Source organism: Kosakonia sp. S42 (assembly GCF_016624785.1).
GTDB lineage: Bacteria > Pseudomonadota > Gammaproteobacteria > Enterobacterales > Enterobacteriaceae > Kosakonia > Kosakonia cowanii.
This window is the reverse complement of record NZ_JACVTW010000008.1, coordinates 1-11,430: the sequence shown is the minus strand read 5'-3', so window position 1 is coordinate 11,430 and position 11,430 is coordinate 1. Positions and strand designations below refer to the sequence as shown.

7 protein-coding genes and 2 rRNA genes are annotated in these 11,430 nt (G+C 56.3%); 2 read left to right on the top strand and 7 right to left on the bottom strand.

Going from position 1 to position 11,430, the window contains the following annotated elements; genetic code table 11:
* The first annotated feature begins 164 nt into the window (after nt 1-164).
* Nucleotides 165-992 carry a glyoxylate bypass operon transcriptional repressor IclR gene (gene iclR, locus IAE50_RS11875; protein ID WP_023478496.1) on the top strand — a complete coding sequence of 276 codons (828 nt, stop codon included), beginning with the start codon at nt 165-167 and terminating at the stop codon, nt 990-992.
* Nucleotides 993-1,110: 118 nt separating this feature from the next.
* Nucleotides 1,111-2,127 carry a hypothetical protein gene (locus IAE50_RS11870; protein WP_200580337.1) on the top strand — a complete coding sequence of 339 codons (1,017 nt, stop codon included), beginning with the start codon at nt 1,111-1,113 and terminating at the stop codon, nt 2,125-2,127.
* Here the strand turns inward: IAE50_RS11870 and aceK are convergent.
* From aceK to IAE50_RS11835, 7 genes are all read right to left on the bottom strand, one after another.
* Nucleotides 2,124-3,872, bottom strand: coding sequence for a bifunctional isocitrate dehydrogenase kinase/phosphatase (aceK, locus tag IAE50_RS11865; protein ID WP_200580336.1), 1,749 nt, complete (start codon nt 3,870-3,872; stop codon nt 2,124-2,126). The two genes, IAE50_RS11870 and aceK, sit on opposite strands and share 4 nt — an antisense overlap.
* 85 nt (nt 3,873-3,957) lie before the next feature.
* Nucleotides 3,958-5,268: an isocitrate lyase gene (gene aceA / locus IAE50_RS11860; protein WP_042712589.1), complete on the bottom strand. Its 1,311-nt coding sequence runs from the start codon at nt 5,266-5,268 to the stop codon at nt 3,958-3,960.
* A gap of 153 nt (nt 5,269-5,421) precedes the next feature.
* On the bottom strand, nt 5,422-7,023 hold the full coding sequence (gene aceB / locus IAE50_RS11855; protein WP_200580335.1) for a malate synthase A: 1,602 nt from the start codon (nt 7,021-7,023) through the stop codon (nt 5,422-5,424).
* Nucleotides 7,024-7,269: 246 nt separating this feature from the next.
* Nucleotides 7,270-8,199: a homoserine O-succinyltransferase gene (gene metA, locus IAE50_RS11850; protein ID WP_200580334.1), complete on the bottom strand. Its 930-nt coding sequence runs from the start codon at nt 8,197-8,199 to the stop codon at nt 7,270-7,272.
* 133 nt (nt 8,200-8,332) lie between these two features.
* Nucleotides 8,333-8,761: a YjaA family stress response protein gene (locus tag IAE50_RS11845; RefSeq protein ID WP_200134469.1), complete on the bottom strand. Its 429-nt coding sequence runs from the start codon at nt 8,759-8,761 to the stop codon at nt 8,333-8,335.
* Nucleotides 8,762-8,859: 98 nt separating this feature from the next.
* Nucleotides 8,860-8,975: ribosomal RNA gene (gene rrf / locus IAE50_RS11840) — 5S ribosomal RNA — on the bottom strand.
* Between the two features lie 92 nt (nt 8,976-9,067).
* Nucleotides 9,068-11,430: ribosomal RNA gene (locus IAE50_RS11835) — 23S ribosomal RNA — on the bottom strand; the annotation flags it as partial.

Genomic DNA, 11,430 nt, shown 5'->3' with positions numbered 1-11,430 from the left:
CAAAAGGCCAGCAGGACATACTGGCATAAAGTCACTGGGCGGAAAAGCAACACGGGGGGAATATGAGAGAAGTTCACCATCACTCATCCGATCAGTAGAGTGAAGAGTTACGTTATACTCTGGCAAAACGAAAATCATTTCCACGATACAGAAAAGGAGCTCCTATGGTCGCTTCCGTCCCCGCAAAACGTGGCAGAAAAGCCGCCGCTCCCGCCGCGCCCGCTGGCGGGCAGGTGCAATCCTTAACGCGCGGCCTGAAATTGCTCGAGTGGATTGCCGAATCACACAGTAGCGTCGCGCTGACCGAACTGGCGCAGCAGGCCGGTTTACCTAACTCCACCACCCACCGTTTATTGACCACCATGCAGCAGCTGGGCTTTGTCCGCCAGGTCGGCGAGCTGGGGCACTGGGCGATTGGCGCGCACGCCTTTATCGTCGGCAGCAGCTTTCTGCAAAGCCGCAACCTGATGGCAATTGTGCACCCGATTCTGCGCAAGCTGATGGAGGAGTCTGGCGAGACGGTGAACCTGGCGGTGCTGGATAAGAGCGATCATCAGGCGATCATTATCGATCAGGTGCAGTGTACGCAGTTGATGCGCATGTCGGCGCCGATTGGCGGCAAATTGCCGATGCACGCCTCCGGCGCGGGAAAAGCGTTTCTTTCCCGGCTGGATGATGAGCAGGTTGGTAATCTGTTGCATCGCCAGGGGCTGCATGCTTATACCCACGCCACGCTGGTGTCGCCGTTGCATCTGAAAGAGGATCTCGCCCAGACGCGTAAACGCGGCTACTCCTTTGATGATGAAGAGCATGCGCTCGGCCTGCGCTGCGTCGCCGCCTGCATCTTTGACGAGCATGGCGAACCGTTCGCCGCCATCTCCATCTCCGGGCCGATTTCGCGCATCACCGACGATCGCGTCACGGAGTTGGGCGCGATGGTGATCCGCGCGGCAAAAGAGGTGACGCTGGCTTACGGCGGCATCCGCACCTAAACGAGAGTGTTCTCTATGGGCGCGAGCACTCTCGCAGGCGACAGAAGGGATCTCTGATTGTTGTTCCCCCTCAGGCAGTGGCACTTTGGCAAAAATGCCCTTTCTGAGGTTCTGTTGTATGAAGTGTAATAGTCGTACGCTTGCCGCCCTCCTGCTGGCACTCCCTGTTCCGGTGTGGGCGCATGTAAAATGGTTTGTGGATTATGACGTTAAAGTCGCCCCGGCCTCGCTGACGGCGATTGCCGGTTCGCTCAGCTTTTGGGCGCTGCTGGTTTTCGCCACGCTGGTGATTTTCGCCACCTCGCTGGCCGACCGCCGCCTTCCCTCATTACCTGAGATCCCACGCTTTCGCCCGCCGCTTCTGCGCGCCCATCGCTGGGTTCCGGTGATTATGCGTGTGGGAACCGGCCTCTTTTTTCTTATCCTCGGCCTCTTCTACCCGCATGTTATTCTCACGCCAGAGCTGATCGTGGCCAATCCGTGGCTGACCTTTATTCACCTCGCCATTGCCATTACCGCCGTGACGCGGAAAACCAGCTTTGTCGCCGGGCTGCTGATGCTGTTTCTTTATAGCTATGCGGTGCAGCTTTACGGCGCGTTCCATATGCTCGATTACCTGCTGTTTATCGGGCTCGGTATCTATCTCCTCAGCCAGACCTTTCTGCCGAAAGAAAACGACGAGCGCGTGATTGCCTTTGTGCGGCTGATGCTCTGCTACTCCTTTTTATGGGGCGCCGTAGAGAAATTTATGCAGCCGAATCTCTATTTCCAGCTGCTGGACGCGCACCCGTGGCTGGCGATGGGGCTCGACTGGGCTTTCTTTGTACGCGGCTGCGGGTTTGTGGAGCTGTGCCTGATTTGGCATATCTACAGCGGCAAACTGGCAAGCTATGCCTGTATCACTCTCTTCGCGCTGATTGCGGTGCTGGCCTTTATTCCCTTTGGCATCACGGACGTGGTCGGTCACCTGGCTTTTATTGTGCCGCTGGTGGCGATCCTGCTTACGCCAAGGGAAACCGTGCTGTTTCGCAGCGCCATAGCTAACACCGCCGCCTTTCTGGTGATGCTGCTGACGCTGCTACTGTTTGGATCCCTGAGCTACTCGGTGTTGCAGTACAACACCCATCTGCATTAACCGGCCTGCCGCAGCGTGCTTTGGGCGAAGCGAATGCAGAAGCGCTGGCGTTTGCGGTAGGCGTAGACATCCTCGACGTGCCCCTGGCGAATGCGCGCCTGCAAACCACGCCAGTAGTCGGCGCGAAAGAGATCGGCATGCATCTCTTCAAACAGCGGGCCGATCTCCGGGTCGGCGCAGAGCCAGTGGCGAAACTCTTCAGGAAAGACATCGCCTGGCGCGACGCTGTACCACGGCTCGGCGCTCAGTTCATCTTCCGGGTAACGCGGGGCGGGGATATCGCGGAAATTCACTTCCGTCATGTAGCAGATCTCGTCGTAGTCATAAAACACCACCCGGCCATGGCGCGTCACGCCGAAGTTTTTAAACAGCATATCGCCGGGGAAAATATTGGCGGCGGCAAGCTGGCGAATGGCATTGCCATACTCCTCCACCGCGTCGCGCAGTTGCTGGCCTTTCACCTGCTCGAACCAGAGATTGAGCGGCACCATGCGCCGTTCGATGTAGAGATGGCTGATGGCAATCCGATCGCCGAGATCGGTGATTTTGCCCGGCGCCTGCTCCAGCAGCAGCGCCATTAACGGCGGCGCAATCTGCCGCTTCTCCAGCACAAAATTTTCAAACTCCTGGGTGTCTGCCATGCGCCCGACGCGATCGTGCTCCTTTACCAGCTGGTAGCAGGCGCGAACGTGGGCGGCGCTCATCTCTTTTTGCGGCGGGAAGATATCCTTGATCACTTTGAAGACGCGATCGAACCCCGGCAGGGTAAACACCAGCATCACCATGCCGCGAATGCCCGGCGCTTCGATAAACTGCTCATCACTGTTAGTGACGTAGTGGAGGTATTCGCGGTAACTCTCTGTTTTCGCATGCTTCTGGCAGCCAATCGCCATATAAAGCTCGGCGGTGGTTTTGCCCGGCAGGATCTCGCGCAGCCACTCGACGGTAGCCGCCGGGAGCGGCGCATAGACCATAAAGTAGGAGCGGGCGAAGCCAAACACGATGCTCGCTTCAGCGTGCGTGGTGAGGCAGGTATCGACAAAAAGCTCCCCCTCCTCGCTGCGATGGATCGGCAGCAGAAACGGCAGCGTTCCCGCCGGGGTGATGAGTTTGCCCACCAGCCAGGCGGCCTTATTGCGATAGAAAAGCTCGTTCGCCACCTGTAAATGCGCGTGGTTGAGCGCATCCATGCCAAACGCTTCCAGCAGGTGAGCGCTGATATAACGCACGTCGCGTGCTTTGTCCCGCCAAGGCAGCCGCAGCGGCAGATCCGATAACACTTTTGTCAGCAGCGCTTCCCAGCCGCGCTCAGGCCAGAAGGCTTTCGCAAGCGGGCGCGGAATGGTGCGGAAACGGCGTTCGGGCTGCGAACTGAAGATGAAAAGCCGCTCGGGCGACAGGGAGCGATGATCAAACAAGCGGCAATAGACTGAGTTAAAGAAGCTTTCAGCAATTTCAAAACGGGGATAGTCGGGCAGCAATTGCGTGTAGTGGGCTTTTACCTCTTGCAGAAACGCCTCATCCGGATGCTGGCTGTCGGTGATACAGCGCAGCTGCTCCACCACCAGACCGACGTGGTGATCGTAGAGGTGGATACGCTGTTTCATCGCCTGCTGCACGGCGTGCCAGTCCGCCTGCTCAAAGCGCTGCTGCGCCCCGGCGGTCACTTCCAGAAAGCGCCCATACTGCGCGTCAAAACCTTGCAAAATGGTTTGTGCAATTAACAACGCCAGGCCACGCGACATGGGCACCTCCAGGGTAAAGTTCGGGTAAGTGTGTAAGCCGGAGACGCGCCCGCGCCATCCGGCAGCCACAATGCAGCCGGGCGCATTAGACGCCGAACTGCGCCTCTTCTGTCGATCCGGTTAACGCCGTGACCGAGGAGGCTCCGCCCTGAATAATGGTGGTCACTTTGTCGAAGTAACCGGTGCCCACCTCCTGCTGGTGCGAGACGAAGGTGTAGCCCTCTTTCCCGGCAGCAAACTCCGGCTGCTGCACCTTCTCAACGTAGTGCTTCATCCCCTCGCCCTGCGCGTAGGCGTGCGCAAGGTCGAACATGTTGAACCACATGCTGTGAATACCCGCGAGGGTGATGAACTGGAATTTGTAGCCCATATCCGACAGCTCCTGCTGGAAGCGCGCGATGGTGTCGTCGTCGAGGTTCTTTTTCCAGTTAAAGGAGGGCGAGCAGTTGTAGGCCAGCAGCTTGCCGGGGAATTTCGCGTGGATAGCATCAGCAAAGCGGCGTGCCAGCGCCAGGTCGGGCGTCGAGGTTTCACACCACACCAGATCAGCGTAAGGAGCATAAGCGAGGCCACGGCTGATCGCCTGCTCGATGCCAGCATGCGTGCGGTAGAACCCTTCGCTGGTGCGCTCTCCGGTAATAAAGGCGCTGTCATAGGGATCGCAGTCGGAGGTGATCAAGTCAGCGGCATCCGCATCGGTACGCGCGACCACGAGTGTCGGCACGCCGAGCACATCGGCGGCCAGACGCGCGGCAACCAGTTTTTGCACCGCTTCCTGCGTCGGCACCAGCACTTTACCGCCCATATGACCGCACTTTTTCACCGAGGCGAGCTGATCTTCGAAGTGAACCGCCGCTGCACCGGCTTCAATCATCGATTTCATCAGTTCAAAGGCGTTCAGCACACCGCCAAACCCCGCTTCCGCATCGGCAACGATCGGCAGGAAATAGTCGACATAACGTGGGTCGCCAGGCTCAATGCCGCTTGACCACTGGATCTGATCCGCGCGGCGGAAGGTGTTATTGATGCGTTCAACCACCGCTGGCACCGAGTTCGCCGGGTAGAGGGATTGATCCGGGTACATGCTGGCGGCAAGGTTGGCATCCGCCGCTACTTGCCAGCCGGAGAGATAGACCGCCTCAATGCCCGCTTTCGCCTGCTGCAACGCCTGCCCGCCGGTTAATGCGCCAAGGCTGTTCACGTAACCCTTTTTCGACTCACCGTTCAGCAGACGCCAGATTTTGGCTGCGCCAAGCTGCGCCAGCGTGCACTCCGGGTTGACCGAGCCGCGTAACTTCACCACCTCTTCCGCGCTGTACGGGCGGCGAATGCCTTCCCAGCGTGATTGTGTCCATTCCTGTTGCAGCGCTTCAATTTGTTGGGTACGGGTTTTCATATGCAGATGCTCCCTATTCTTCTCCTGGCGTACCAGGCGTTATTGATGAAGGCCGTTTGCTCAGGGTCAGCACACCCACCGCAGCCTGTTTGTCATAAGCGGGGATGGTGAACGCTGCCCTGGCCAACGTGGCAAACAAATTAGCCCGGGTAGTTACGCCAGCAGGCGGTAACCCGGCAGGGTTAAGAAATCAATCAGCTCATCGGAAGTGGTGATTTGCTCCATCAGCCGTGCGGCATCGTCGAAACGCCCGCTGCTGTAACGGTGCTCACCCAGCTCTTCCTGAATGACCTGCATCTCTTCAGCCAGCATCTGGCGGAACAGCGCTTTGGTCACCGGTTTGCCGTTGCTCAGCGTCTTCTGGTGGTGGATCCACTGCCAGATAGAGGTTCGGGAGATTTCCGCGGTGGCGGCATCTTCCATCAGACCGTAAATGGGCACACAGCCGTTACCGGTGATCCACGCTTCGATGTACTGCACCGCCACGCGGATATTGGCGCGCATCCCCTCTTCCGTGCGCTCCCCGTCGCAGGGTGCCAGCAGCTCTTCCGCGCGGATCGGTGCATCCTCTTCGCGGGTGACGAAAAGCTGGTTTTTGTGTTCGCCCAGCGCTGCGTTGAAAATCTCCATCACGCTATCGCCAAGGCCGGGGTGCGCAATCCATGTGCCATCGTGTCCGTTATCCGCTTCCAGCTGCTTGTCGGCTTTTACTTTGTTCAGCACCCAGTTATTGCGCTCGACATCTTTGCTGGGGATGAACGCCGCCATGCCGCCCATGGCAAACGCGCCGCGACGATGGCAGGTTTTGATCAGCAGGCGGGAGTAGGCGCTGAGGAAGGGTTTATCCATCGTCACCACCTGGCGATCCGGCAGTACGCGGTCCGGGTAGTTTTTCAGTGTTTTGATGTAGCTGAAGATGTAATCCCAGCGCCCGCAGTTCAGTCCGACAATATGGTCACGCAGCGCGTGGAGGATCTCATCCATCTGGAAGACGGCCGGCAGCGTTTCAATCAACAGCGTTGCTTTGATGGTGCCGCGCGGCAGGTTGAAGCGATCCTCCGTGAAGCTGAAGACTTCGCTCCACCAGGCGGCCTCTTGCCAGGCTTGTGTTTTCGGCAGATAGAAGTAGGGACCGCTGCCTTTAGCCAGCAGACTTTTATGGTTGTGGAAGAAGTAGAGCGCGAAGTCAAAGAGGCTGCCTGGGATCGCCTCTCCACGCCAGGTGACATGTTTCTCCGGCAGGTGTAAGCCGCGCACGCGACACACCAGTACCGCCGGGTCGGGCTTCAACTGATAAATTTTTCCCGCTTCATTGGTGTAGCTGATGGTGCCATTGACCGCATCGCGCAGGTTGATCTGCCCATCGATCACTTTTCCCCAGTTTGGCGCCAGCGAATCTTCAAAGTCCGCCATAAACACTTTCACGTTTGCGTTCAGCGCGTTGATGACCATTTTGCGCTCGACGGGCCCGGTGATCTCGACGCGACGGTCCAGCAGATCGTCAGGAATACCGAGGATCGTCCAGTCGCTTTCACGGATGGAAGCGGTTTCCGAAATAAAGCCTGGCAGCTTGCCATTATCAATCTCTTGCTGCTGATGAACGCGTGCGGCCAGCAGTTGATTGCGTTTAGGCGTGAAGCGCGCGACCAGGTCGCTGAGGAATTCTACTGCTGCCGGCGTCAGGATCTGCTTCTCCTGCGCGCCAAAGGGCTGGGTAAAGGCCAGTTCTTCAGTTGTGGTCGCCTGTTGTGTCATGGTGCGGTCTCCTCTTTTGGCAGCGAACTCATTTTCCAGGGCAAACGACGATCGGTTGTGCAGTTTTCGTGCAGCAGGATCAATCCTGGACAATAACTTTTCCAAAATCAAAAACAATTTCCATTTTAATTATAAATGCATGATAAGTGATTGATTAGAATGGAGATAAATTTTTACTGGGGAGTGAAGTGATTTTCGCAAACAAAAAAGGCACCCGAAGGTGCCTGTGGTCTGATGCTGAAACGCTTAATCTAGCGTCGGATTCATATGACGCAGATCGTATGGCGTGATCTGGTAGACGTAGTAGTTGAGCCAGTTGATGAACAGCAAATTACCGTGGCTGCGCCAGGAAGCGCGCGGTTTATTTTGCGGATCGTTGTGCGGGAAATAGTTGTGCGGCACTTCAGGTTGCAGGCCCGCTTCCACATCACGGAAATATTCGCTCGCCAGCGTGTCGGGATCGTATTCCGGATGGCCGGTAACAAACGCAATGCGCTTATCTTTGCTGGCGAAGAGGTAGGCATCGCCATCTGCCGTTTCCGCCAGAATATCGAGATCGGTGTAATCACGGATCAGCGCAGCGGGGAAATCAGCATATCGCGAGTGCGGCGCGAGGAAATAGTCATCAAAGCCGCGCGTCAGCAGGGCATGAGGCTGCAGGAGGTGATGCTCATAAACGCCGGAAAGTTTATCGCTGCGGGTCTGTTTCGGAATGCCGTAGAGGATATTGAGTGCTGCCTGCACGGCCCAACAGACGAAAAGCGTTGAGGTAACGTGATCTTTTGCCCATGCCAGCACCTGCTCGATCTGCGGCCAGTAGGCAACATCGTTAAACTCGACCAGGCCTAACGGCGCGCCGGTGACGATCAGGCCATCGAAATTTTCGTCGCACACTTCATCGAAATTACAGTAGAAGGTGTTGAGGTGCTCAGCGGGGGTATTGCGCGACTCGCGTGAATCGATTCGCAGCAGGCGGACATCAACCTGCAGCGGGGAGTTGGAGAGTAAACGCAGGAACTGGTTTTCCGTCTCGATCTTTTTCGGCATCAGGTTGAGGATAAGCACCTTCAGGGGACGAATTTCCTGCACTGTCGCGCGTGAAGTCGTCATCACAAAGACGTTTTCATCCCGGAGAAGATTGACGGCCGGCAGCTCGTCCTGCACCCGAATCGGCATAACTTATATCCTCACAACATACGTTTATACGTTTAGACATCCAGACAGCTGACAATACCCATAAATGGTCTGAATGTCGAGCCTGCCGGTGGAAGGTGAGAAAGTTTCACATCACGGTTTGCGGCGTAACGCCTTAACTGATGATAGTGGGATTGTTACTGCCTGGCGGTTTTGGCTTTTTAGCCTGCTGCAGCGCGTCTAAAACCTGCGGATCGCTAAGTGGGGCGGGATTGGCGATGACATAAGGCGCGCGGCACCGGCCATATGCTGCACCGAAAGTCATTTCCATGATGGCACGCTCCTCTACCGCCGATAAACCGCCTTCGTTCATCTCCAGCGCATGGGCGAGAATGGCCAGCTTACCGGCTCCGGGCAGAGCATGCCAGAAAGAGCGGGGGGCGACTTCCAGGAGCAGATCCCGGAGCAGTTTCTCTGCAAGGAAGAAGTCGGCAACAATGATGCGCTGGTTGCTGAAGGGCTGGTGGCCGGAAGCCTGCTGCTGAGTGGCGAGATTGCGCACAACCATGCGATTTTTATAAAGCTGAACGTAAAGCGTGACCATGGCTACTTCCTTTAGCGACGAAGGGGGGATTAAAACGCGTGGAAAAAGAATAGCAAAAAGCCTCATGCTTTCGCATGAGGCTTTCGGCTTTGTTTGATGCCTGGCAGTTCCCTACTCTCGCATGGGGAGACCCCACACTACCATCGGCGCTACGGCGTTTCACTTCTGAGTTCGGCATGGGGTCAGGTGGGACCACCGCGCTAGTGCCGCCAGGCAAATTCTGTTGTCATGCCGCGTTCCGCCGCACAACTAATCTGGTATCAGCTGAAAATCTGTCTCTCATCGCCAAAACATCTTCGGCGTTGTAAGGTTAAGCCTCACGGTTCATTAGTACCGGTTAGCTCAACGCATCGCTGCGCTTACACACCCGGCCTATCAACGTCGTCGTCTTCAACGTTCCTTCAGGAGACTCAGGGTCTCAGGGAGAACTCATCTCGGGGCAAGTTTCGTGCTTAGATGCTTTCAGCACTTATCTCTTCCGCATTTAGCTACCGGGCAGTGCCATTGGCATGACAACCCGAACACCAGTGATGCGTCCACTCCGGTCCTCTCGTACTAGGAGCAGCCCCCCTCAATTCTCCAGCGCCCACGGCAGATAGGGACCGAACTGTCTCACGACGTTCTAAACCCAGCTCGCGTACCACTTTAAATGGCGAACAGCCATACCCTTGGGACCTACTTCAGCCCCAGGATGTGATGAGCCGACATCGAGGTGCCAAACACCGCCGTCGATATGAACTCTTGGGCGGTATCAGCCTGTTATCCCCGGAGTACCTTTTATCCGTTGAGCGATGGCCCTTCCATTCAGAACCACCGGATCACTATGACCTGCTTTCGCACCTGCTCGCGCCGTCACGCTCGCAGTCAAGCCAGCTTATGCCATTGCACTAACCTCCTGATGTCCGACCAGGATTAGCTGACCTTCGTGCTCCTCCGTTACGCTTTAGGAGGAGACCGCCCCAGTCAAACTACCCACCAGACACTGTCCGCAACCCGGATCACGGGTCCACGTTAGAACATCAAACATTAAAGGGTGGTATTTCAAGGTTGGCTCCACGCAGACTGGCGTCCACGCTTCAAAGCCTCCCACCTATCCTACACATCAAGGCTCAATGTTCAGTGTCAAGCTATAGTAAAGGTTCACGGGGTCTTTCCGTCTTGCCGCGGGTACACTGCATCTTCACAGCGAGTTCAATTTCACTGAGTCTCGGGTGGAGACAGCCTGGCCATCATTACGCCATTCGTGCAGGTCGGAACTTACCCGACAAGGAATTTCGCTACCTTAGGACCGTTATAGTTACGGCCGCCGTTTACCGGGGCTTCGATCAAGAGCTTCACCTTGCGGTTGACCCCATCAATTAACCTTCCGGCACCGGGCAGGCGTCACACCGTATACGTCCACTTTCGTGTTTGCACAGTGCTGTGTTTTTAATAAACAGTTGCAGCCAGCTGGTATCTTCGACTGGTTTCAGCTCCGCGAGCAAGTCGCTTCACCTACGCACCAGCGTGCCTTCTCCCGAAGTTACGGCACCATTTTGCCTAGTTCCTTCACCCGAGTTCTCTCAAGCGCCTTGGTATTCTCTACCTGACCACCTGTGTCGGTTTGGGGTACGATTTCGTGTTACCTGATGCTTAGAGGCTTTTCCTGGAAGCAGGGCATTTGTCACTTCAGCACCGTGGTGCCTCGTCATCACGCCTCAGTGTTAGAGTGAACCGGATTTACCTGGAACACACACCTACACGCTTAAACCGGGACAACCGTCGCCCGGCCGACATAGCCTTCTCCGTCCCCCCTTCGCAGTAACACCAAGTACAGGAATATTAACCTGTTTCCCATCGACTACGCCTTTCGGCCTCGCCTTAGGGGTCGACTCACCCTGCCCCGATTAACGTTGGACAGGAACCCTTGGTCTTCCGGCGAGCGGGCTTTTCACCCGCTTTATCGTTACTTATGTCAGCATTCGCACTTCTGATACCTCCAGCAGCCCTCACAGGCCACCTTCGACGGCTTACAGAACGCTCCCCTACCCAACAACACATAGTGTCGCTGCCGCAGCTTCGGTGCATGGTTTAGCCCCGTTACATCTTCCGCGCAGGCCGACTCGACCAGTGAGCTATTACGCTTTCTTTAAATGATGGCTGCTTCTAAGCCAACATCCTGGCTGTCTGTGCCTTCCCACATCGTTTCCCACTTAACCATGACTTTGGGACCTTAGCTGGCGGTCTGGGTTGTTTCCCTCTTCACGACGGACGTTAGCACCCGCCGTGTGTCTCCCGTGATAACATTCTCCGGTATTCGTAGTTTGCATCGGGTTGGTAAGCCGGGATGGCCCCCTAGCCGAAACAGTGCTCTACCCCCGGAGATGAATTCACGAGGCGCTACCTAAATAGCTTTCGGGGAGAACCAGCTATCTCCCGGTTTGATTGGCCTTTCACCCCCAGCCACAGGTCATCCGCTAATTTTTCAACATTAGTCGGTTCGGTCCTCCAGTTAGTGTTACCCAACCTTCAACCTGCCCATGGCTAGATCACCGGGTTTCGGGTCTATACCCTGCAACTTAACGCCCAGTTAAGACTCGGTTTCCCTGCGGCTCCCCTATACGGTTAACCTTGCTACAGAATATAAGTCGCTGACCCATTATACAAAAGGTACGCAGTCACCCCATAAA

Bases quoted from the DNA above. Each gene is read 5' to 3' on its own strand.
- iclR (WP_023478496.1), top strand. From the start codon at position 165: ATGGTCGCTTCCGTCCCCGCAAAACGTGGCAGAAAAGCCGCCGCTCCC.
- IAE50_RS11870 (WP_200580337.1), top strand. From the start codon at position 1,111: ATGAAGTGTAATAGTCGTACGCTTGCCGCCCTCCTGCTGGCACTCCCT.
- aceK (WP_200580336.1), bottom strand. From the start codon at position 3,872: ATGTCGCGTGGCCTGGCGTTGTTAATTGCACAAACCATTTTGCAAGGT.
- aceA (WP_042712589.1), bottom strand. From the start codon at position 5,268: ATGAAAACCCGTACCCAACAAATTGAAGCGCTGCAACAGGAATGGACA.
- aceB (WP_200580335.1), bottom strand. From the start codon at position 7,023: ATGACACAACAGGCGACCACAACTGAAGAACTGGCCTTTACCCAGCCC.
- metA (WP_200580334.1), bottom strand. From the start codon at position 8,199: ATGCCGATTCGGGTGCAGGACGAGCTGCCGGCCGTCAATCTTCTCCGG.
- IAE50_RS11845 (WP_200134469.1), bottom strand. From the start codon at position 8,761: ATGGTCACGCTTTACGTTCAGCTTTATAAAAATCGCATGGTTGTGCGC.